Genomic DNA, 21,885 nt, shown 5'->3' on the forward strand with positions numbered 1-21,885 from the left:
ATAAAAGGAGTCGATGTGGACACCCCCACCCGCTCGGCGGAGCCGCAGAGCGCCGTCGAGAAGTCCGCCATCCGCAAGGTCGCCATCCGGCTGGTGCCGTTCGTCGCGTTGATGTTCTTCATCAACTACCTCGACCGCACGGCCATCGGCTTCGCCGCCCCCAACGGCATGGAGTCCGACCTCGCCCTCTCGGCCGCTCAGTTCGGCTTCGCCTCGGGCGTGTTCTTCATCGGCTACATCCTGCTCGAGGTGCCCAGCAACCTCGCTCTGCACCGCTTCGGCGCCCGCCGCTGGCTCGCTCGCATCATGGTCTCGTGGGGCATCGTGTCGCTGCTCTTCACCTGGGTGCAGAACTACGAGCAGCTCGTCGTGCTGCGGTTCCTGCTCGGTGTGATGGAGGCCGGGTTCTTCCCCGGCGCGATCCTGTTCCTCAGCCTGTGGGTGCCCGCGCGACACCGCGGCAAGATCCTCGCGCTGTTCTACCTGGCGCAGCCTCTTACCTCGGTGATCGGCGCCCCGCTGGCCGGCTGGCTGATCAGCCACGACGGCATCCTCGGTCTCGAGGGCTGGCGCTTCATGTTCCTGGGCGTCTCGATCCCCGCGATCGTCATCGGCGTGATCGCCTGGTTCTACCTGAAGGACAAGCCCGCCGACGCGAAGTGGCTGACCCGCGACGAGCAGGTCTGGTTGACGGAGGCGTTGAAGAAGGAGTCGGCCGGCAAGACCGGGTCGACCGCAGCCGGCAAGCACCCCAGCATCCTGAAGGTGTTCGGCAACGGTCGCGTCTGGATGCTCGCCTTCATCTACTTCGGCTTCGTGTACGGCCTCTACGCCCTCGCGTTCTTCCTGCCGACGATCATCGGCGGGTTCCAAGAGCAGTTCGGCACCGAGTTCAGCGTCACCGAGCGCGGCTTCATCACCGCCATCCCGTACGTGCCCGCCGCGATCGCCCTGTACTTCTGGTCGCGTGACGCCTCGCGCCGTGGGCTCCGCACCTGGCACATCGTCATCCCGGCGATCGTCGGCGGTCTGAGCATCCCCGTCGCGCTGTTCACCGGTTCGCCGGCCGCCACGATCGCGGTCATCGCGGTCACCGCCATGGCGATCTTCGCGGCGCTGCCGAACTTCTGGACGCTCCCGACGCAGTTCCTCACCGGAGCGGCCGCCGCCGCGGGCATCGCGCTGATCAACACGATCGGCAACCTCGCCGGGTTCAGCGCCCCGTACATCACGGGCGCCGTCACGGATGCGACCGGCAACTACGAGGTGCCGATGTTCATCGTCGGATTCTTCCTGCTGCTGTCGGCGGTGCTGATGACCGTGCTGAGCCGGCTGAAGAAGCCCGCCGGCGCCGAGACGTCCGACGACACCGAGCTCGCCGAGGCCCCGCGATGACCCGCCTCTTCAACGAGCCGAGCGACTTCGCCGACGAGATGATCGACGGCTTCGTCGCGGCCAACCAGCGCTGGGTGCGCCGGGTGCACGGCGGCGTGGTGCGCGCGACGCGCAGCGCGCCGGGCCGGGTCGCCCTGGTGGTCGGCGGCGGCTCGGGTCACTACCCGGCCTTCGGCGGACTCGTCGGTCAGGGGCTGGCGCACGGCGCGGCCCTCGGCAACCTCTTCGCCTCGCCGTCGTGGCAGCAGGTCCGCTCGGTGGCGCGCTCGGCGCACACCGGCGGCGGCGTGCTGCTCAGCTACGGCAACTACGCGGGCGACGTGCTGAACTTCGATCAGGCGCAGGCCAAGCTCGTCGCCGAGGGGATCGAGACCCGTTCCGTCGCCGTCACCGACGACATCTCGAGCGCCTCGCTCGCCGAGAAGCACCGGCGTCGCGGCATCGCCGGCGATCTGACGGTCTTCAAGACCGCCGCCGCGGCCTCCGACGCCGGCTACCCGCTCGACGAGGTCGTGCGGGTCGCCGAGAAGGCGAACGAGCGCACCCGCAGCTTCGGCGTGGCCTTCTCGGGCTGCTCGCTGCCGGGCGCCGCCGAACCGCTCTTCACCGTCCCCGAGGGCCGCATGGCCGTCGGCATGGGGATCCACGGCGAGCCCGGCATCGGCGAGACCGACGTGCCCACCGCGAACGAGCTGGCCGAGCTGCTCGTGACCTCGCTGCTGGCCGAACTGCCCGAGGGCGTCGAGGAGGCGCGGGGCCAGCGGGTCGCGGTCCTCCTGAACGGCCTCGGCTCGGTCAAGTACGAAGAGCTCTTCGTGGTCTACGCCCGGGTCGACCAGATGCTGCGCGACGCCGGCCTGGTCGTCGTCGAGCCGGAGGTCGGCGAACTCGTCACCAGCTTCGACATGGCCGGCGTCTCGCTGACCCTGTTCTGGCTGGACGACGAGCTCGAGGGCTTCTGGGCCGCGCCGGCCGACGCACCCGCCTACAAGAAGGGCTCGATCGAGGCGGCCGACCGCATCGACCCGGTCGAGCTCGAGGCCCTCGCGGCCGAATCGATCCCGCCGGCCTCGGCCGAGTCGCAGGCCGCCGCCCGGGTCGTCCACGCCGCCCTCGTCGCCGTCAAGACGGCGATCGACGACAACGCCGACGAGCTCGGTCGCATCGACGCCGTGGCCGGCGACGGCGATCACGGCATCGGCATGCAGCGCGGCGTCACCGCGGCCGTCGCGGCCGCCGACGTCGCCCTCGCCGGGGGCGCGGGCGCGGGCACGCTGCTCGATCTCGCCGGCGACGCGTGGTCGGACCGAGCCGGCGGCACCTCCGGCGCCCTCTGGGGTTCGGCGCTGGCCAGCCTCGGAGCCGCCCTCGCCGACGACGCCGCGCCCACCCGGCACTCCGTCGTCGCCGGTGTCGCGGCCGCGACCGACGCCATCCTCGAGTTCGGTGCCGCGGTCGGCGACAAGACCATGGTCGACGTGCTCGTGCCGTTCTCCACCGCCCTCGGCTCGGCCGTCGAGGCGGGCGGCGACCTGCCGACCGCCTGGGCCGCCGCCGCCGAGACGGCCGTCGAGGCCGCCGCCGCCACGGCCGACCTGCTGCCGAAGATGGGCCGCGCCCGGCCGCACGCCGAGAAGAGCCTCGGCACGCCCGACGCGGGTGCGACATCGCTCGGTCTCATCACCCGCACCGTCGCGCGGGTGCTCGACGAGCACGCCTCCGTGCACCGCGCCTCCTGAACTCCCGCTCGCTCCTCCGCTCTCTCGAAAGGCATCACCATGGTTGACCAGCTGCGCATCGTCGTCGGATCGGACGACGCCGGATTCGACTACAAGGAGATCCTGAAAGCGGATCTCGCCGCGAACCCCGGTGTCGCGAGCGTCGTCGACGTCGGGGTCGACGCCGACGGTGGCACCGCCTATCCGCACGTCGCCGTCGACGCGGCGCGCATGGTGGCCGCGGGCGAGGCCGACCGGGCCATCCTGATCTGCGGCACCGGTCTCGGCGTCGCGATCGCGGCGAACAAGGTGCCGGGCATCCGCGCCGTCACGGCGCACGATTCGTTCTCCGTCGAGCGCAGCGTGCTGTCGAACGACGCGCAGGTGCTCTGCATGGGTCAGCGCGTCGTCGGCGTCGAGCTGATGCGCCGCCTGGCGAAGGAGTGGCTGACCTACCGCTTCGACACGAGCAGCGCCTCGGCCGACAAGGTGCGGTCCATCTGCGAGTACGACGGCTCGGCGGAGACCGTGGGGCTCGACGGCCGGTCATGAGCACCGCGCGCGCGACCCCCCGGTTCACCATCGGGGTGAGTCTCAAGATGTACTTCACGCACACGCGTACCATCGAGTGGTCGACGGCGGTCGGCGAGCTGGCGAAGCGTCACCCCGCGGTGCGCTCCGGTCTCGTCGAGCTGTTCGTCGTGCCGTCGTTCCCGGCCCTGGTGCCGGTGCGCGACGCCCTCGACGGGGCTCCTGTGCGGCTGGGTGCACAGGATCTCGCGTCGGCGGACTCCGGTGCCTTCACCGGCGAGGTGAGCGGGGTCGAGCTCGCCGAGATCGGCTGCACGCTGGCCGAGATCGGTCACGCCGAACGCCGCCGCCTCTTCTTCGAGGACGACGCCGTCATCTCCGCCAAGACGGCGGCCGCCCTGCGCAACGGCATCACCCCGCTGCTCTGCGTCGGCGAGATCGAGCAGGCGCCGGCCGCCGTGGCCGCGCTCGAGGTGACGCAGCAGATCGACGCCGCCCTCGCCGCCTCGGCCGCCGCCGGTCTGACCGGCCCGCTGCTCGTCGCCTACGAACCCGTCTGGGCCATCGGCGCCCCCGAGCCCGCCGCCGCCGAGCACATCGTCGCCGTGGTGCGGGCGATCGGCGCGCATCTCGAGTCGCTGCCCGCTCACACCGGCAGCCGCGTGGTCTACGGCGGCAGCGCCGGGCCCGGGCTGCTGACGACGCTGGGCGGCGAGGTCGACGGGCTGTTCCTCGGACGGTTCGCGCACGACGTCTCGGCCGTCGAGAGCATCCTCGACGAGGCGCTGGCACTCGGCGAGGGGGCGCCCGCATGATCGGCCTCAGCACCTACGCCTACTTCTGGCGCGGCTCCGAGCGCGTGCCCGAGCCGATGACGCTCGACGACATGCTCCGCGACACGGCCGCGCAGGGCATCCGGCTGTTCCAGATCTGCGACCATGCGCCGCTCGCCGACTACGACGACGACCGGCTCGCCGCCCTGCGCGCCCTGGCCGACGAGCTCGATCTGACGCTCGAGCTCGGCACGCGGGGGACGGACCCGGCCGTGCTGCGGACGTATCTGCGCCTCGCGGTCGCGCTCCGCGCCTCCCTCGTCCGGAGCATGTGGACGGCCGGCGACGACCGGCCCGACGCGATCGAGACCGACCGGCGCCTCCGCGAGGTGCTGCCGGAGTTCGAGGAGGCGCGGGTCACCCTCGCCCTCGAGACCTACGAGCAGGTGACCTCGACGGAGCTCGTGGCCATCGTGCGCAGCATCGGCAGCGACCGGCTCGGCATCGTGCTCGACCCCGCGAACACCGTCGCGAACCTCGAGCACCCCGCCGACGTGACCGCCCGCTGCGCGCCGTTCGTCAAGAACTGGCACATCAAGGACTTCGCGTTCTCGCGCGAGGACGGCTGGGTCGGCTTCGCGCTGACCAGCACGCCCCTCGGCGCCGGGCGACTCGACTACGACGGCATGCTCGCCCTGCTCGAGCCCGAGGCCCGCGGCATCAACCAGGTCGTCGAGCACTGGCTGCCCTGGCGGAGCGACCCCGAGACCACCACCCGCCTCGAGGCGGAGTGGACGACCCTGACCATCGACCACCTCAGGAAGAAGAACAGCAATGACTGACACCCTCAGCACGCAGACCGTGACCCAGGCCGCCGACCAGGGGACCCCCGACGTCACCGTGGCCGTGATCGGCGCCGGCGGCAAGATGGGCCAGCGCGTCTCGAACAACCTCGAGAAGAGCGGCTACACCGTCTTCTACAGCGAGGCGTCGCCCGCCGGGCAGGAGCTGATCCGCGGCCTCGGGCGCGAGGTGACCTCGACCGACGACGCGATCGCCGACGCCGACGTCGTCATCCTCGCGGTGCCCGACGTCGTGCTCGGCAAGGTGTCCGAGAGCGTCGTGCCGGCGATGAAGTCGGGCTCGATCATCCTCACCCTCGACCCGGCCGCCGCCTACGCCGGTCTGCTCGAGGAGCGCGCCGACATCCACTACGCGGTGGCGCACCCGTGCCACCCGTCGGTGTTCCTGGAGCGTCGCACCGACGCCGAGTACGCCGACACGTTCGGCGGCATCGCCGCCCCGCAGGAGGTCGTCGCCGCCCTCGAGGGCGAGCCGGCCGACGCCGTCCGTCAGCTCGCGACCGACGTCATCACGACGATCTACGCACCCGTCATCCAGGTGCACTGGGTCACCGTCAAGCAGCTGGCGATCCTCGAGCCGACGCTCGTCGAGACCATCGCGTGCATGATCGGCGAACTGCTGCAGGAGGCGCTGGAGACGACGGTCGACCAGGCCGGCGTCCCCGCCGAGGCCGCCCGGGCCATGCTCTGGGGTCACACCGGCATCGCGCTGACCAACGCGCTGCGCGGCTCGAACCCGTTCTCGGACGCCTGCCACATCGCCATGGACTACGGCCGCGAGTCGATCGTCAAGGACGACTGGAAGAAGATCTTCGACGACGACCAGCTCGACCACGTCATCGCGCGCATGCTGAAGATCGACGCCGTCAAGCGCTAGCGAGGCGTCGACCGGCGTCGATGAGTTACGACACGCCGCGTCCTCGGGAAGAGGCGCGGCGTGTCGTGACTCATCGACGCTGGGGCGCGGGAGCGCGGGCGGCTAGCCGGCGTCGGGCGCGCTGGGCGCCCCGCGGTGCTGGTCGACCCGGCGCGGCAGCGCGAACACCAGCGCGAACGCGAGCACCGCGAACGCCGCGCTCACGCCCATGGCCGCGGCCGCCGCGTCCGTGAAGCCCGTGGCGCGACCGGCCGCCGTGGCCAGCTCGCGGCCCCCGGGCAGCGACCCGAACAGCACGCTGCCGATGATGGCGATGCCGACGGCCGAGCCGATCCGCTGGATCGCCGAGATGACGGCGCTGGCCGAGCCGGCGTCGCGGGGGTCGACGGTGGCGACGATGAACTGCACGTTCGGGGCGATGAAGAACCCGTTGCCGAGCCCCGCGACGAGCAGCGGCACGAGCAGCAGCCAGTTGGTGAGGTCGGCGGCGTCGGTGAGCATCAGGATGATCCACATCGAGCCGAGCCCGATCGCGACCAGGGCGGTGCCGAGCACGAGCACGTTGCGACCGAGGCGCTGGGCGATCCGGTTGCTCTGCGACGAGCTGATGATGCTGCCCACCGCGAACGGGATGGCCACGGCGCCCGAGGCGAGCGCGCTGTGCCCGAGGCCCGACTGCCAGAGCAGCGAGATCGTGAAGAAGATGCTGGTGAACGCGGCGAAGTAGACCAGGGCGAGGACGACGCCGCCGGTGAACGAGGGGTGCGAGAACAGCGTCGGGGGCACGAGCGGGGTGCGACCGGAGCGGGTGTAGCGCACCTCCCACAGTCCGAAGGCGGCGAGCAGGACGAGGCCGGCGGCGATCGTGAGGTACGTCCAGAGCGGCCAGCCTTCGTCCTGCCCCTGGATGAGCGGCACGAGCAGGGCGACGAACGCGGCCGAGACGAGCACGAGGCCGACGACGTCGAGGCCCTTGTCGGGGCGGGGCACGGACTCGTCGCGCTTCGGCAGCAGGATGGCCGCCGCGATCAGCGTGATGACGCCGAACGGCAGGTTGACGAAGAAGACGAGACGCCAGCCGTTCTCGTCGCCGAAGGCCTGGATGATCAGTCCGCCGATGATGGGCCCGAGGGCAGACGAGACGCCGATGACGGCGCCCATGATCGCGAACGCCTTGCCCCGCGAGCGACCGGGGAACAGCAGCTGGATGAACGCCGTCACCGCGGGCACGAAGATGCCGCCGGCCAGACCCTGCACCACGCGGAACACCACGAGCTGGACATCGCTCGTCGCGATGCCGCAGGCGAGGCTGGCGAGCGTGAAGAGCAGCACGCCCGTGAAGTACACCCACTTGTGCCCGATGCGGTCGCCGATGCGGCCGGCGGGGATGAGCGTGAGGCCGAAGGCGAGGGCGTAGCCCGAGATGATCCACGACAGGGTCGCCTCCGACGCGTCGAGCGTCGTGCGGATGGTCGGCAGCGCGACGTTGACGATCGTCGTGTCGAGCAGCGCGATGAACATGCCCAGCAGGAGGGCCACCAGGGCCAGCCAGGACTGCCGGGGGATGGCGGGCGCGGGGGCGGTCGCCCGGGCGGTGGCGTCGGTCATGAGGGGCCTTTCGTGCGGCGCGGGGCCGGACAGGAGCAGAAGGAGGAGAGGAGGCGCGAACGTGCGGCAGGGGAGTCGCCGAGACCGGACGGCCAGAAGCATCGATGGTACCCGAGCCCGCCGAGAATAGTTCATGGTCTGCATCTTCTCGGTGGACACGACCCCGGAGTCGCGGCGTATCGTCCCGGACATGAGCACACCAGAAGAGACCACCGCCCCCGACGGATCGACCGACATCACGGACGAGCAGGCGAAGCGCACCGAAGGGCTGCCCGACGGCTCGAAGCCCGGCCTCGTCGACGACTCCGAGGAGAGCGACGACAGCGAGATCTCCGACGGGTCCGCGAACTAGCGACACCCGCACCACCGGCCCCGCTCGGGCCTCGACCGCAGGCCGCTGCGGCCGGCGACCGGGCGGGGCCGTGTCGTGCCCGGCGGCCCCCGACCGCGGCGGCCCCCGGTGCCGGCGGCCCCCAGCCGCGGCGGCACGCCAGGATGGTCGCATGGCTCTCTCCTCACGCGCCCGCTCCGTCCGTCGTTCGGCGACGGCGACCGGGCCGACGGGCGCGACGCACCCCGCGCCTCCTGACCCCGCCCGTCGCACGGGGGCGTTCCGCTTCGGTCTGATCGCCACGCTCGGCGGCGGACTCGGCGTCGGCATCATCGTCTCGCTGATGGCGCTGTCGACGATCCTCGTGTACATCGGGCTCGCGTTCTTCCTCGCGCTGGCGTTCGAACCGGTGGTCCGCCGACTCGTCCGCGCGGGCGCCCCGCGCTGGGTCGGGGTGGTCGTCGCCGTCGTGCTCGTGATCGGGGTCGTCGTCGGCATCGTCGCCGCCGTGGTGCCGGCCCTGGTCGAGCAGATCGGCTACGTGATCCGCGAGACCCCGGCCACCCTGCAGCAGCTGTCGCGCGAGCCGTGGGTGCAGCAGGCCGTCGAGACCGTCGGCTTCGACTTCGACATCGACGACGCGGTGGGCGCGGTGTCGTCGTACCTGCTCGACCCCGATCAGCTGCTCGCGCTCGGCGGCGGCATCCTGGCCGTCGGTCAGGGCATCACCTCGGCGATCACGGCGGTCATCGTCGTCGCCATCCTGACGCTGTACTTCGCGATCACTCTGCCGCAGATGCTCCGCTCGCTCAGCCGGGCCGTGCCCCGCAGCCACCGCGAGCGCGTGATGGACATCTCGGACGAGATCTTCCTGTCGGTCGGCCGCTACGTCGCCGGTCAGGTCGTACTCGCCGCGGTCAACGCGGTGTTCGTGTTCATCGTGCTGTCGATCGCCGGCGGCCCCGTGCCCGTGCTGTTCGCGACCCTGGCGTTCCTCGGGGCGCTGATCCCCGTGGTCGGCACGGTCGTGGCGTACGCCGTCATCGTGGCGGCGACGATCACCGTCTCGCCCGTCACCGCACTCGTGGTCGGCGTCGTGCTGCTCGTCTACGCGCAGATCGAGGCGTACGTGCTGACCCCGCGCGTGATGTCCAAGGCCGTGGCCGTGCCCGGAGCCCTCGTGATCGTCGCGGCGTTCGGCGGAGGGGCCCTCGGCGGCGTGCTCGGGGCGCTCGTCGCCATCCCGATCGCGACGGCGGGCGTGCTCGTCTTCGAGCGGGTCGTCGTGCCGCGGCAGCAGCGCGTCTGACCCCGGGGCCGAGGAGGCGCGGGTCGGCCTGGTCAGGCGCCGACGGCTGCGCGGGTCAGCGCCTTCTCGGCCAGGCCGTGCACGATCTCGCTGAGCCGGGGCGCGGGCGAGGCCAGGAGCTTCGACGCCTGCTCGGGCTCGAGACCCGCGAAGACGTCGCCGATGGTGACCCCGTGCGCGGGGCGCGAGACGACCTCGATCGGATCGCCCGCCCGGATCGGGCCGGCCTTGACGATGGACAGGTACGCGCCGGGGCGTCCCTCCGCCTGGAACCGCTTGACCCAGCCGCTCTCGCCGAGCCGGCGGGCGAAGGTCGCGCACGGCGTGCGGGGCATGGTCACCTGCAGCACGAGCGTCTCGCCCACGGCCCAGCGCTCGCCGATGACGGCGCCGGTGACGTCGAGCCCGTCGACCCGCAGGTTCTCGCCGAAGAGCCCGGGAGTCACCTCGTAGCCGAGGATCCCCGCGAAGTGCTCGGCGTCGGAGTCGGCGTACGCGTAGACGGCCTTGTCGGGGCCGCCGTGGTGGGCGCGACTCGCCTGGACGTCGCCGCGGACGCCGAGCCGCTTGACCTCGACCGGGCCGTCGACGGGTCGCTTGTCGATGGCCGTGACGCCCACCGAGCCCGAGTCGTCGAGGAGGGCGTGGACGCGGCAGACGGCGGTCAGCGAGGGCATGACGCCATGCTGCCGCACGGGGCGGCCCGGCGACAAGCGCCGCGAGACCATCCGCCTTCGACCGTCAGAGCAGCAGAACGCCCCGGACGACCGCGGCCGCGCTGCCGACCGCGGCGAGCACGAGCACGAGGATGCGCCCCACGCGGGCCGACACGTGCCGACTCAGGCGGTGGCCGGCCACGGCGCCGATCAGGAGGGCGGCGAAGGCGCCGACCCAGACTCCCCAGGGTTCGGACGGCACGCCCTTCGACAGCACCGACGCGAGGTTGACCGAGAGGAGGAACACCTGCCCCGTGCCCACGAAGACGTCGCGCGACCACCGCTCGCTCGTCGCGTGCACCGTCAGCGCGGGGCCGCCGACCCCGGCCGTGACGTTCATGAAGCCGCCGAGCGCGCCCGCCGCCACCGCGCCTCCCGGGCCGGGCAGCAGCCGCACGGTCGACGAGAACGCCATGACGAGCACGCCGACCAGGGCGAGCACTCCGACGGCGACGGTCAGGGGCCCGGTCGGGGCGGTGCGGACGACCCACGCCCCGATCGGGACGGCGACGAGAGCCGGTGCGACGAGCAGCAGGGCGCGCCGCCACCGCACGGTGCGCCACGTCTGGGCCAGCAGCACCGCGGCGAGGGCGGCGGCGAGCACGTTGCCGACGGTGACGCCGGCCTCGGGGCCCAGCACGATGACGAGCAGGGGCGCGGCGGTGAGGGCGAAGCCGATCCCCGAGATGCGCTGGGTCAGCGCCCCCAGCATGATCGCGGCGGCGGCCAGGCCGAGGGTCAACGGGGTCACCGTTCCACGCTAGCCCCCGGGGGAGCCGCGTCCGGCGTGACGACGGCGGGCGCGGGTGCCGCCTGGGGCACGGGGCCGATGTCGGACGCGGCCTCGGCCACGGCGTCCTCAGGTCGGCCCTCGCGATCCGAGCGCACGAAGGCGATCCCCGCGAGGATCGCCGCGCCGCCGAGCCCCTGCAGGAGGGTGAGCGACTCGCCCAGCAGGATCCATGCCCACAGCGCGGCGGCGGCGACCTCGAGCAGGCCGACGAACGACGCCAGTCGCGACCCCAGCATCGTGGTCGCGGTGATGCTCGCCGCGTACGAGATCGCGGTGGCGACGACGCCGACGGCGAGCATGGGGACCCACCAGGCGGTCGTGGCGCCGAAGAGCTCGACCGGTGCCGTCGACGCCGTGTAGGGGACCAGGCCGGTCAGCCCGACGATCGCGAGCACGACGACCCCGAGCAGCAGCCCGGCGCAGGCCAGCGCCACGGGAGGGAGCCCCTCGGTCGGTCGGGCCGCGATGACGAAGTAGGCGGCGCAGCAGACCATCGCCACGGCCGCCGAGGCGAGGCCGATGGGATCGAGACGACCGCCGCCGCTCGGCGACACGACGAGCAGGAGTCCTCCGGCGGCGACGGCGGCGCCGATCAGGACGACCGCGGCCGGTCGGCGACGGGTCACGACCCAGGCGACCGCGACGAGGAGGAGCGGTGCCATGTACTCGATCAGGATCGCGGTGCCGACGGGGATGCGCCGGACGGCTGCGAAGTAGAAGACCTGCGTGCCGACCACGCCGACGACGGCCATGCCGAGGATGCGCCACCGGGCCGTCCAGAGGGTGCGCCTGCGACCGCGCAGGGCGCGGAGGGCGAAGGGGACCAGCACGAGACCGCCGACGAGGGCGCGAACGGTGACGGCCGCGGCGGGGCTCCAGTCGCCCTCGAGGAGGGGCTTGACGAGGGCGCCCGAGACGCCGAACGAGGTGGCGGCGACGAGGGCGACGAGCAGGCCCCGCGTGGTCGGGTGATGCGACATGGGACGCCTTCTGGTCAGGGGCTGGAGGAGGTGGTGGTCCTGACGCTAGGGTGTCTGCGGATAAGGAGTCAACTTGCATTTCGCCCCTGACACGACCGACGTCCTCGCCTTCGACGTCGTGCTGCTCAACACGTCCGCCTCGGCGTCGAGGTCGGGTGCCGACGAGCTCGCGACGATCGAGCAGCTCGGCGGGCTGCTGGCCGAGAGCGGCTTCTCGGGGCGCATCGACCACGACGAGCGCGAGCTGCGCGAGGTGCACGAGGCACGGACCGAGCTGCGACGACTGTGGTCGCTCGATCGCGAGACCATGGTCGGCGAGGTCAACGCCCTGCTCGCCGCCGCCGACGCGACACCGCGCCTCGTGCGGCACGACGACTTCGACTGGCACGTGCACGCGACGGCCGACGACGCTCCGCTCGCCGTGCGCATCCGCGTCGAGGCGGCGCTGGCCCTCGTCGACGTCATCCGCTCCGACGAGGTCGGGCGCCTCCGGGCGTGCGAGGCGCCCGACTGCGACGGCGTGCTGGTCGACCTGTCGCGCAACGGCTCGAAGCGGTTCTGCAGCGTCCGATGCGGCAACCGCATGAACATGGTGGCGTTCCGGGCCCGTCAGTCGACGGACGGCGCCTGACCGCGCCTCCTCGGCTCCCGTCGACCCTGCCGGGTCCGAGCGGCCCGGCCCGCCCTGACGGAGCCGGGGCTACTTCAGGGGGTCGTTGCCCCAGTTCATCAGCGACCAGCGCCAGGGCGTGTCGGTGACGTCGCCGTCGGGGCGCTGCTTCGAGTGGCGGGCGACGTAGCCGACGACCTTGCGCATGTGGGCGTAGTCGTCGTCGGTGTAGTCGGCCTGCTTCTTCTTCAGGATGCCGACGATGCGCCGACCGCTCGCGTGACCGGTCGACTCGTGGCCGTCGGTCTTCTGGCCGACCTCCTTCGACTCGTCGGTGTCGAGCCAGCGCCCGAGCTCGGAGGCGGTCATGTTGACGGCATCGCCGAACTCGTCGCGCGTGGCCTTGTCGTCGTGGTCGGTCATGCGCCCATCGTGCTCCCGCGGGGCGCTCGGGGTTCAGGCGCGGAGGTGTGCCGGCAGCGTCATGATCTCGGCGCCGGTCTCGGTGATCGCGATCGTGTGCTCGGTGTGCGCCGTGCGGCTGCCGGTGGCGCTGCGGAGCGTCCAGCCGTCGGGGTCGGTGACCAGCTCGTCGGTGTCGGCCATGATCCACGGCTCGAGGGCGAGCAGCAGACCGGGGCGGAGCTTGTAGCCGCGGCCGGCGCGACCGGTGTTCGCCACGTGAGGGTCCTGATGCATCGTCGAGCCGATGCCGTGGCCGCCGAACTCGACGTTGATCGGGTAGCCGTCGGCGCTCAGCACCGCGCCGATCGCCGCCGACAGATCGCCGAGGCGAGCACCGGGGCCGGCCGCCGCGATGCCGGCCGCGAGGGCGCGGCGCGTCGAGTCGATCAGGGCGTCGCTCTCGGGCTGGGGGGAGTCGCCCACCACGAAGCTGACGGCCGCATCGGCCGCGATGCCGTCGAGCACGACCGCGAGGTCGAGGGTCAGCAGGTCTCCGTCGGCCAGCGCGTAGTCGTGGGGGAGCCCGTGCAGCACCGCGTCGTTCACCGCGGTGCAGATGTAGTGCCCGAAGGGACCCCGCCCGAACGACGGCGCGTAGTCGACGTAGCACGACGTGGCCCCGGCCTCGAGGATCATCTCGCGCGCCCACCGGTCGATCTCGAGCAGGTTCGTGCCGACCCGGGCGCGCCCCGACAGCTCGTGCAGGATGTCGCCGACCAGCGCACCGGTGCGCCGGGCTCGGCGCAGTTCGTCGGGGGTGAGGATCTCGATCACGCGGGGGCCTTTCGGGGTGCGGGGTGCGGGCGGGCGTGCGGCTGGCGATAACTATACCGGCCATGTCGTACCGGTACTACTATCGGCTGCATGGTCCGACTCCCTCTCAGCCCCGCCGAGGTCGAGCGCGGTCGCCGACTCGGTGCGACGCTGCGCCGCGCCCGCGGCGAGCGCTCGATGCTCGAGACGGCGATCGCCGCGGGCGTCTCGCCCGAGACCCTGCGGAAGGTCGAGACCGGGCGCATCGCGACCCCGTCGTTCGCGACCGTCGCGGCGATCGCGGGTGTGCTCGGGCTGTCGCTCGACGTCGTCTGGGCCCAGGCCTGCTCGCCCGGCCGACTCGACGAGCCGGCGCTGACGGCCTCCTGAGCCGCGCCTCCTCGGCTGGGCTGTCGTGTGCGGATCGCGACCTCGGCGGTGGCAGGCGTGTGCGGATCGCGACCTCGGCGGTGGCAGGCGTGTGCAGATCGCGACCTCGCCAGGCGGTGCCTGTGCCGAACCCGACCTGGCAAGGTGGATTCGGCGGGCCGAACCCGACCTGTGCGCGTTGACACACTCTGTAAAACACCCGTTCTGGCCGCGTGAGGCCGGATCTGGTCGCGATTTGCACACACGGGGGAGGGCGGCGGCGGCAGCGGGCAGGCGCGGGGCGGGGCTCGGTAGGTTGACGTATGACCGATCTCGCCGTGACCATCCTGCCCGCCGCCGCCCCTGAGGCCGCCGCCTGGGGAGCGGCCTCGGCCCGGCGCGCGCTCGCCGAGACCGGCGCCCGCGAGGTCGAGCTCGGCGACGAGACCCGCATGATCGTCGTCGCCGGCCGCGTCGACCAGGCCGAGCTGCGCCGCGCCGTCGACGAGCACCCCGGGGTCGCCGTCGTGCAGCTGCCGAGCGCCGGGGTCGACGCGTACGTCGAGACCATGCGCGCCACCCGCCGCGACGGGCTCGTCTTCACCAGTGCGAAGGGCGCCTACAGCGCGCCCGTCGCCGAGCACGCGCTCGCGCTCACACTGGCCACGCTGCGGTCGCTGCAGATCCGGGCCCGCGCCTCGTCGTGGGAGCAGACGCAGCGCGGCATCTCGCTGAACGGCGGTCACGTGCTGATCATCGGGGCGGGCGGCATCGGCACCGAGCTGCTCCGGCTGCTGCAGCCGTTCGACGTCGAGGTGTCGATGGTCGTCCGCACCGCCCGCGAGGTCGAGGGCGCCGCACGCACCGTCACCACCGATCGCCTCGACGAGGTGCTGCCCGACGCCGACGTCGTGGTCGTCGCCGCGGCGCTCACGGAGGGCACGACCAGCCTGATCGGCGCCGAGCGGCTCGCCGCCATGAAAGACACCGCCGTGCTCGTCAACATCGCGCGCGGGCCCCTCGTCGACACCGACGCGCTCGTCGCGGCGCTCGCCGAGGGCACCATCGGCGGTGCCGGGCTCGATGTGGTCGACCCCGAGCCGCTGCCCGACGGTCACCCGCTCTGGAACGAGCCGCGCGCCCTGATCACCCCGCATCAGGCGAACACCGACGTCATGACCGAGCCGCTCTTCCAGGAGCGCGTCCGCGCGAACATCGAGGCGCTCGCCGCGGCGAAGGAGCCCGTCGGAGTCGTCGACGTCGACGCCGGGTACTGACTCCGAGGAGGCGCGGTGCCGTCCCCGAGGACGCGGCCCCGTAGGAGGCGCGGGTCGGCACTCGCGAAGACGGCGCGGCCCCAGCGACGGCGGCGTACCGTCGCCCGCATGAGTCGTCGTGCGCCTGCAGCCCGTTTCGAGGGTCGGATCGCCGGCATCGGCACCGCCTCGGGCACACGTGTCGTGATCGGCATGTGGGAGCGTTCGCCGCTCGGCCGCTTCACGGACGTGATGATCGAGGACGGCACCGGCCACCGCCTCCTTCTGGCTCCCTCGCAGGCCGTCGCCGACTACGTCTCGTCGACCTACACGTTCGACGAGGTGCGCGTCGTGCCGGTCGAGACGCGGCGCGTCGACGGCGGCATCGCGGTGACCGCCGGCGATCTCGCCGTGCGGCTGACCGTCGGCGCGGTGTCGCCGCTCGGCATGCTGATGCGCATCGTGCCGCGTCGGGTCGCGACCGAGCCGCTGTGGCTCCGGCTGATCGATCCGGTCGCGCGGGTGCTCGTCCGGGGTGCGCGGACGGCCGGCTCGGCGGGCGGCGGCAAGCGCGAGTACTACGGCGTGACGCTCGTCCGCGACGTCTCGGCGGCCGTGACCACGCGGGCGGGCGACGACCTGGGGCCGTTGGCGCCGCTCAGCCCGCCGGTGCGCTTCGGTTTCGGCTCGGCCCCCGCGCGCCCCAGCCTCGTCGACGTCGTCACGACGATCCGCTGACCCGACGATCCGCTGACCCGCAGCTCAGCGGGGTCGCACGGGAGTCAGGGCGCCCGCGGGTGAGACCGGGTGAGCGGGCCGCCACGCGGCGCTCGCGCACCCCGGACGCGGCATTGTCCGACGCTCGACCATGAGATAGCTTCAGTCTTCGACGCTCGACCAGGCTCGCTTACCCCTCGGCCCGGTCGACGACGCCGACGCGCCCCGAAGCGTCCGGCAGGCTGCGTCCAGGACCCGAACCTGACAGGACACCACCCATGCGGTCAGCCCCGCCCGAGAGACCCGACGACCCCGCCGAGACCCGGCTGCCCCCGACCTCGCCCCGACACGCGGCCGAACCCGACCCGCGCCCGTCGGCTGCGTCGCCGGTGGCCGGAATGCCGGTCTTCGACCCGCCGCCGGTCGCCGACCCGACCCGGAGCATCGGGTCGCCGGGCCCGGACGCCGCCCCCGCCGACCCGGATCAGTCGCGGCTCTTCGGGCGCGGCCTGCTGTACGTGATCATCTGGTCGCTGCAGCTCGTCGTCGGCACGGTGGTCTCGCCGGTGCTGGCCCACCTGCTCGGCGTCACCGACTTCGGCGCCTTCTCGACCGCGCAGGCGATCTTCCAGGTGCTCAGCGTGCTGGCGCTGCTCGGTCTCGACCAGGCGCTCGTCCTGCAGCACGCGGAGGACGGCGATGCCCGGAACGCCCGCGGGCTCGTCGCCGTCGGCCTCGTCATCTCGTTCGTCGCCACCGCGGCGGCCGTTCTCACCGTGCCGTTCTGGGCCGGAGCGCTCGGCTTCGGCAGCGAGCACGACCTGCTGCTCGTCGTCCTGCTGTGGGCGGCCCCGTCGGCTGCCGTCCAGGTGATGCTCGCCCTGCTGCTCGCCGAAGACCGCTTCCGGGCGTTCGCCACGACGAGCATCGTGTCGGCCGTGGGCGGCCAGGCGATCGGCTTGACCCTGCTGCTGACCCTCGGCGGCGGCGCGCTCACCTACGCGTGGGGCAGCGTCATCAGCCAGACTCTGGCCATGGTGATCGGGCTCTGCTTCACCCGCCCGCTGATCGGCGGTCTGGTGAACGGGCCGGTCGCGAAGCGCGCCCTCTCGTTCGGCGTGCCGCTCGCCCTGGCGAGCCTGGCGTACTTCGTCCTGAACGCCGGCGACCGCATCGTGCTGCAGCGGCTGATGGGCCCCGACGCGGTCGGTCAGTACCAGGTCGCGTACGTGGTCGGCTCGTCGGTGATCCTGCTGCTCTCGTTCACCAACAGCGCGTGGGCGCCGCACTTCGCGAAGATGCGCGACGAGACGGCCCGGTTCGCGCTCGCGATGACGGCGCGCAACGAGATCTACCGTCTGCTGAACCCGATCATCGTCGCCCTGACTCTCGTGACCCCCTTCGCGATGCCGATCCTCGTGCCGGCGAGCTTCGACCCGTCGAGTCTCACCATCGTCGTCTTCGTCGTGGCGCTGACGGCCTACCCGGCGACGGCGGGCGGCGCGAGCGGCCGCCTGCTGACCATCGAGCGGCGGGCCAAGACCCTCGGCGTCATCACCGGCGTCGCGGCGGCGGCCAACGTCGGCCTGAACCTCCTGCTGGTGCCGCCGCTCGGCATCCTCGGCGCGGCGGTCGCGACCGTCATCGCCTACTCCGTGCTCGCGGGCCTGCAGCTCGTCGTCCTGCCGAAGCGCGTCGCGTGGCACGGCGCCCCGGTCGGACTCCTGCTCACCGTGCTGGCGAGCGTGGTCGTCGCCGCGGCGACCATCGCGCTGCCGCAGACCCTCGAATGGAACATCGGGCGCTGCATCGTCGCGCTGGCCTGCCTGCCGTGGTTCCTCCGCCGTCTCGCCGCCGCCCGCCGCCCCCCGGAGGTCGACGTCGCGGACGACGCCGCGGGTGCCGCACCGGAGGCCCCCGCAGCCGAGGCCCCCGCACCCGAGGCCCCCGCACCCGAAGCTCCCGCCCTCGACGACCCAGCACTCGACGACCCCGTCGCCGCCATGCCCGCGCACCGATCACGCCACGACCAGGAGACCTCATGACCCGCCGCCCCCAGGTCGTCGAACCGGCCCCGCGCCGGGTCGTCGTCCTCGACCTCGCCGAGCCGCTCCCCGACCTGGTGGCCGACGACCGGTACGACTCGGCCATGGTGTTCGGCACCTGGCGGGGTCTCCCCGTCGGCGTGGCCGACGTCATGCTCACCGACGACCCGGCCGCGGCGCGCACGGCCCTGACGCCGCTCACCGATCTGCGCGACGACTCGGTCCGCTACGAGGCGTCGCGCCCGCCGCGCCTCCCGGACGACCGCCTCCCCGCCGTCACCGTCGTCGTGTCGACGATCGTCGGTCGGCGGGAGGACCTCGAGCTCATGCTCGACGGCTTCGCGGACGTCGACTACCCCGACGTCGAGTTCCTGATCGTCGACAACCGGCCCGTGCTCCCGTCCGACGACGTCCTGCCCGGGCTCGTGGCGGGTCGCGACCGGGTCCGTGCGATCCACGAGCCCCGCAAGGGCATCTCGGCCGGGCGGAACGCCGGCGTCGCCGCGGCCCGGGGCGACATCATCGTCTTCACCGACGACGACGTGCGGGTCGAGCCAAACTGGCTGCGCGAGCTCGCCCAGCGCTTCGTCGACGACCCCCGGGTCGACGCCGTCACCGGTCTGATCCTCCCCGCCGAGCTCGACACCCCGGCCCAGATCTGGTTCGAGCGCTACTACGGCGGCTTCAGCGGCGAGCGGACCTGGCGACCGCTCGTGCTCGACGCGGAACGCCCGGCGTCGCGCCTGGTGCGCGGGGCGCGGATCACGGTCGTCGACGACGGCGAGGTGGTGCGCCGCTTCGCGGTCTACGGCGTCGGCGCGTACGGCGCCGGGGCCAACATGTCGTTCCGGCGGAGCGCGCTCGAGCGGATCGGCGGCTTCGACCTGGCCCTCGGCACGGGCACGCCCGCCCGCGGCGGCGAGGACCTCGCCGCGTTCATCGGGGTCCTCTGGACGGGCGGCCGCATCGCCTACGAACCGGCCGCGATCGTGCACCACCGTCACCGTCGCGGCACCGACGAGCTGCTCAAGCAGCTGCGGGGCAACGGGCTGGGCTTCACCGCCATGCTCACCTCGCTCGTGCTCGGCGACCGCCGTCACATCGCGGGGCTGGCCTGGCAGCTGCCCCTCGCCGTGCGGTCGATGGCGGCGCAGAGTCTCTCCCGCATCGGAGGAGGCGCGTCCGACGCCGCCGAGAGCCGCCCCGCCGGACTCGAAGACGAGTACCCCCGGTCGCTCGTGCTGAACGAGCTGCGGGACTACCCCAAGGGGCCGCTCGCCTACCTGCGGAGCCGGCGACTCGCGCGTGCGATCGCCGTGCGCCCGGCCGATGCGCCGGTGGCCGTGCGATCGTGACCGCGCCTCCTCGGCTCCGCCCGGATCCGGCGGGACCGCGAGCCGGGTCGTCGACGCCCCTGAGGGTGCTGACGACCGCCGAGCGGCTGCGACCGGTCGGCGGCGTCGAGCTCTGCATGCTGCAGGACACCGTGGGCCTCGTGGGTCGCGGTCACCGCGTCGACGTGCTGTTCCACCACGACGGCGTGCAGCGTGCCGAGTACGCGTCCGTCGGGGTCGAGCCGATCGGGCCGTACCCGTTCGACGTCGACCGGTCGAGCGTGCTCCGCGATCTGCGGCGCTTCGCACCGTCGATCGCACGGGCGCGGAGCCTCGCCTCCGACGTGCTGTGGCTGAACCGCCCCGAGCAGATCGTCTGGGCGCAGCTCGCGGCGCGCTGGGCCGGGCTGCCGATCGTCTGCCACCTGCACCACGCGCCGAACTTCCACCGCACCCGGCTGGTGATGACGGGGGTCGCGCACTTCGTCGCCGTCTCCGAGTTCATGAAGACCCTCTGGGTCGCCGCCGGGATCTCGCCCGAGCGCATCACCGTGGTGCACAACGCCGTCTCCGCCGACGAGTACCCCCGAGGAGGCGCGGCGGAGCTCGAGAGCGCCCGTCGCGACCTCGGACTGGGCATCGCCCCCGGAGCCCGCGTGGTGCTGAGCTACGGGAGACTGTCGGTCGAGAAGGGCGTGCTGACGCTCGTCGAGGCCTGGCGCGGGCTCGCCCTCGACCCCGAGCGCGCGGTGCTCGTGCTGGCGGGGCCGGCACCGGTCGAACCCGAGGTGCTCGAGGCTCTGGCCGGTCTGCCCGAGGGGTCGTACCGTCTGAGCGACGCCCGGCGCGACGTCGTCCCGCTGCTGCACGCCGCCGACCTCGTGGTCATGGCCTCGCATCTGCCCGAGGCCTTCGGTCGCGTGCTGATCGAGGCGATGTCGACGGGGCGACCGGCCGTCGGCACCGACGTCGGGGCGGTCTCCGAGGTGCTCTCGGGCGAGTTCGCCGGCCTGCTCGTGCGCCCGGCCGATCCGCTCGACCTCGCCGCCCGCATCGCGTCGGTGCTCGACTGGCGGCACGACGACCCCGGTCTGGGCGAGCGCTGCCGTGACCGGGTCGCCGAGGGGTTCCCCCACGAGCAGCACATCGACGCCCTCGAGGCCGTGCTGACGGCGCACGCCCGCCGTCGGGGCCCGGGGCGGCGGGCCCGTCGTCGAGCGGGCGGGCGCAGCCGGGGAGCCGCTCAGCCGTCGTAACGGTAGATCGTGGCCCAGTCGATGTGGACGGCGCCCTGCGCGCCGTCCGGCGGGGCGCTCTTGAGGGTCTCGATCTGCATCACCCAGTGCATCTTCGCCGTGGGGATGTCGCTGCGGGTGGTGCCGATGGTGACTCCGTCGATCTGGAAGGCGATCTCGTCGGGGCCCCATTCGATCGTGTAGGTGTGCCATTCGCTGAACGGCACGGCCGTGCGGCGGTCGAACGAGTTCTCGGACGGGTCGCCGAGCTTGTGGTTGTAGGCCCTGACCTCCTTGTCGAGGTGACCCTCGGGGAAGTCGATCTCGCCGTCGTCCCAGTCGTTCTCGTCGCTCCAGAGCAGGAACGCCGCGCTGTAGCCCTCGACGGGGTCGGCGCGCAGGCGCACGCTGTAACGGCCGTGGGTCTGCCCGCCCCATTCGCCGTCGACCAGCGGCACGACGGCCGACGACGTCACCTCGTCGCCGAGGGCCGAGACGCCGAGCGACAGCATGCCGTCGGCGACGGAGATCGCGCCGGCCCGGTACGTGCCGTTGTCGTTGGTGTCGGTGAAGCCGTCGTACGGCAGCCACGAGTCCGCGTACGGCCCGGGGAACGACCCACGGGCGACCGGGGTGTCGAAGTCGTCGACGAAGATCTGCCTCCACCCCGGCAGGTCGCCGACGGGTGCGGCCTCGCCGCTCGGGGACGCCGTGTCGGCGGCGGACGCCGAACCGGGGGCGTCGGCCGACATGTCGAGGTGCGGGGCGGATGGCACCCCGCCCGCCGGAGGCGCGGTGCCCGTGTCGGACGGGTCGGCGGGGGAGTACGACGTCGGCGCGTCGCTCGGCACCGGGGCCACCGGGGCGGACGCCCCGTCGGTGCTCCACGGGGTGACGGCGCCGGAGTCCTCGCCGAGGACGATCATCGGCAGCCCGACCAGCGCCACGACCGAGAGGACGACCACCGTGGTGACGGCGACGCGCGTCCGCCGTCGTCGAGAGGACGCTCGGGTTCTCTCGGTGGTCGGCACGTCGTCGGTTCCTTCGGGTAGCGATCGTCGCCGAGGCGGGTGCGGGTGAACCCGACGCGTCGGAACGATCGAACGATCATCGCCCGCGACGTCGCGCGGGTCAAGGCGACCCCCGTCGAACGAGGCACCCCCCGATCGAGGGGCACCCGCCGGGAGGTCGACGCGTAGTCCACTGT

The 21,885-nt window shown here is 72.8% G+C and carries 22 protein-coding genes; 15 read left to right on the forward strand and 7 right to left on the reverse strand.

The genetic code is table 11. From position 1 onward, the window contains the following. Positions 1-15 precede the first annotated feature (15 nt). From SOM13_RS12025 to SOM13_RS12050, 6 genes are read left to right on the forward strand one after another with little or no spacing between them, the layout of a single operon-like run. Positions 16-1,395: an MFS transporter gene (locus tag SOM13_RS12025; RefSeq protein WP_414655525.1), complete on the forward strand. Its 1,380-nt coding sequence runs from the start codon at positions 16-18 to the stop codon at positions 1,393-1,395. Then, positions 1,392-3,134, forward strand: a complete 1,743-nt coding sequence (locus SOM13_RS12030; RefSeq protein ID WP_320479841.1) for a dihydroxyacetone kinase family protein — start codon at positions 1,392-1,394, stop codon at positions 3,132-3,134. Before SOM13_RS12025 ends, SOM13_RS12030 begins: the two co-directional genes overlap by 4 nt. A gap of 39 nt (positions 3,135-3,173) precedes the next feature. Further along, on the forward strand, positions 3,174-3,665 hold the full coding sequence (locus tag SOM13_RS12035) for a ribose-5-phosphate isomerase (protein ID WP_192059116.1): 492 nt from the start codon (positions 3,174-3,176) through the stop codon (positions 3,663-3,665). Next, positions 3,662-4,459, forward strand: coding sequence for a triose-phosphate isomerase family protein (locus SOM13_RS12040; RefSeq protein WP_320479842.1), 798 nt, complete (start codon positions 3,662-3,664; stop codon positions 4,457-4,459). The genes SOM13_RS12035 and SOM13_RS12040 overlap by 4 nt, the downstream gene beginning before the upstream one ends. Next, on the forward strand, positions 4,456-5,259 hold the full coding sequence (locus SOM13_RS12045; protein WP_320479843.1) for a sugar phosphate isomerase/epimerase family protein: 804 nt from the start codon (positions 4,456-4,458) through the stop codon (positions 5,257-5,259). The genes SOM13_RS12040 and SOM13_RS12045 overlap by 4 nt, the downstream gene beginning before the upstream one ends. Further along, positions 5,252-6,157 carry a phosphogluconate dehydrogenase C-terminal domain-containing protein gene (locus SOM13_RS12050; RefSeq protein WP_320479844.1) on the forward strand — a complete coding sequence of 302 codons (906 nt, stop codon included), beginning with the start codon at positions 5,252-5,254 and terminating at the stop codon, positions 6,155-6,157. The genes SOM13_RS12045 and SOM13_RS12050 overlap by 8 nt, the downstream gene beginning before the upstream one ends. A 102-nt stretch (positions 6,158-6,259) precedes the next feature. Here SOM13_RS12050 and SOM13_RS12055 read toward each other — a convergent pair whose 3' ends face one another. Beyond that, positions 6,260-7,765, reverse strand: a complete 1,506-nt coding sequence (locus SOM13_RS12055) for a DHA2 family efflux MFS transporter permease subunit (RefSeq protein ID WP_192059107.1) — start codon at positions 7,763-7,765, stop codon at positions 6,260-6,262. Positions 7,766-7,955: 190 nt separating this feature from the next. Between SOM13_RS12055 and SOM13_RS12060 the strand changes: the two genes are divergently transcribed. Both SOM13_RS12060 and SOM13_RS12065 read left to right on the forward strand, forming a co-directional pair. Continuing rightward, on the forward strand, positions 7,956-8,117 hold the full coding sequence (locus SOM13_RS12060) for a hypothetical protein (RefSeq protein WP_192059105.1): 162 nt from the start codon (positions 7,956-7,958) through the stop codon (positions 8,115-8,117). Positions 8,118-8,268: 151 nt separating this feature from the next. Beyond that, positions 8,269-9,405, forward strand: coding sequence for an AI-2E family transporter (locus tag SOM13_RS12065; RefSeq protein WP_192059103.1), 1,137 nt, complete (start codon positions 8,269-8,271; stop codon positions 9,403-9,405). Between the two features lie 32 nt (positions 9,406-9,437). Here the strand turns inward: SOM13_RS12065 and SOM13_RS12070 are convergent, their stop codons facing one another. The 3 genes from SOM13_RS12070 to SOM13_RS12080 all read right to left on the reverse strand — a co-directional run bounded on the left by SOM13_RS12070 (position 9,438) and on the right by SOM13_RS12080 (position 11,894). Beyond that, positions 9,438-10,082, reverse strand: coding sequence for an MOSC domain-containing protein (locus SOM13_RS12070; RefSeq protein WP_320479845.1), 645 nt, complete (start codon positions 10,080-10,082; stop codon positions 9,438-9,440). 64 nt (positions 10,083-10,146) lie between these two features. Then, positions 10,147-10,872 (reverse strand): TSUP family transporter, encoded by a 726-nt coding sequence (locus tag SOM13_RS12075; RefSeq protein ID WP_192059099.1) that lies wholly within the window; start codon positions 10,870-10,872, stop codon positions 10,147-10,149. Continuing rightward, the gene (locus SOM13_RS12080; protein WP_320479846.1) at positions 10,869-11,894 is read right to left on the reverse strand and encodes a DMT family transporter; all 1,026 of its coding nucleotides are present in this window, start codon (positions 11,892-11,894) and stop codon (positions 10,869-10,871) included. Before SOM13_RS12080 ends, SOM13_RS12075 begins: the two co-directional genes overlap by 4 nt. Before the next feature lie 73 nt (positions 11,895-11,967). On the opposite strand from SOM13_RS12080, the gene SOM13_RS12085 reads away from it, so the two are divergent. Beyond that, the gene (locus SOM13_RS12085; protein WP_320477739.1) at positions 11,968-12,525 is read left to right on the forward strand and encodes a CGNR zinc finger domain-containing protein; all 558 of its coding nucleotides are present in this window, start codon (positions 11,968-11,970) and stop codon (positions 12,523-12,525) included. Positions 12,526-12,594: 69 nt separating this feature from the next. On the opposite strand, the gene SOM13_RS12090 is transcribed toward SOM13_RS12085, so the two are convergent. Together SOM13_RS12090 and map are read right to left on the reverse strand one after the other, a co-directional pair. Beyond that, complete coding sequence (locus SOM13_RS12090; protein WP_320479847.1) at positions 12,595-12,927, reverse strand: DUF3140 domain-containing protein; 333 nt, start codon at positions 12,925-12,927, stop codon at positions 12,595-12,597. Between the two features lie 33 nt (positions 12,928-12,960). Continuing rightward, complete coding sequence (gene map / locus SOM13_RS12095) at positions 12,961-13,743, reverse strand: type I methionyl aminopeptidase (RefSeq protein WP_243213927.1); 783 nt, start codon at positions 13,741-13,743, stop codon at positions 12,961-12,963. Between the two features lie 90 nt (positions 13,744-13,833). On the opposite strand from map, the gene SOM13_RS12100 reads away from it, so the two are divergent. The 6 genes from SOM13_RS12100 (at position 13,834) to SOM13_RS12125 (ending at position 20,699) form a co-directional block, all read left to right on the forward strand. Then, entirely contained in the window at positions 13,834-14,112 is a 279-nt protein-coding gene (locus SOM13_RS12100) for a helix-turn-helix domain-containing protein (protein ID WP_192059091.1), read from the forward strand. A 302-nt stretch (positions 14,113-14,414) separates the two neighbouring features. Next, entirely contained in the window at positions 14,415-15,368 is a 954-nt protein-coding gene (locus tag SOM13_RS12105; protein WP_320479848.1) for an NAD(P)-dependent oxidoreductase, read from the forward strand. Between the two features lie 108 nt (positions 15,369-15,476). After that, complete coding sequence (locus tag SOM13_RS12110) at positions 15,477-16,085, forward strand: hypothetical protein (RefSeq protein ID WP_320479849.1); 609 nt, start codon at positions 15,477-15,479, stop codon at positions 16,083-16,085. Between the two features lie 257 nt (positions 16,086-16,342). Beyond that, complete coding sequence (locus SOM13_RS12115) at positions 16,343-18,109, forward strand: lipopolysaccharide biosynthesis protein (RefSeq protein WP_320477743.1); 1,767 nt, start codon at positions 16,343-16,345, stop codon at positions 18,107-18,109. Continuing rightward, positions 18,106-19,464 (forward strand): glycosyltransferase family 2 protein, encoded by a 1,359-nt coding sequence (locus tag SOM13_RS12120; RefSeq protein WP_192059082.1) that lies wholly within the window; start codon positions 18,106-18,108, stop codon positions 19,462-19,464. The genes SOM13_RS12115 and SOM13_RS12120 overlap by 4 nt, the downstream gene beginning before the upstream one ends. Before the next feature lie 65 nt (positions 19,465-19,529). Continuing rightward, positions 19,530-20,699, forward strand: a complete 1,170-nt coding sequence (locus SOM13_RS12125; protein WP_320479850.1) for a glycosyltransferase family 4 protein — start codon at positions 19,530-19,532, stop codon at positions 20,697-20,699. On the opposite strand, the gene SOM13_RS12130 is transcribed toward SOM13_RS12125, so the two are convergent. Next, a complete protein-coding gene (locus SOM13_RS12130) occupies positions 20,687-21,709 on the reverse strand; it encodes a glycoside hydrolase family 16 protein (protein ID WP_243213933.1) in 1,023 nt (340 codons plus the stop codon). The genes SOM13_RS12125 and SOM13_RS12130 overlap by 13 nt on opposite strands. Positions 21,710-21,885: the final 176 nt, after the last annotated feature.

The sequence above is a fragment of the Frigoribacterium sp. CFBP9030 genome (assembly GCF_034045195.1).
GTDB lineage: Bacteria > Actinomycetota > Actinomycetes > Actinomycetales > Microbacteriaceae > Frigoribacterium.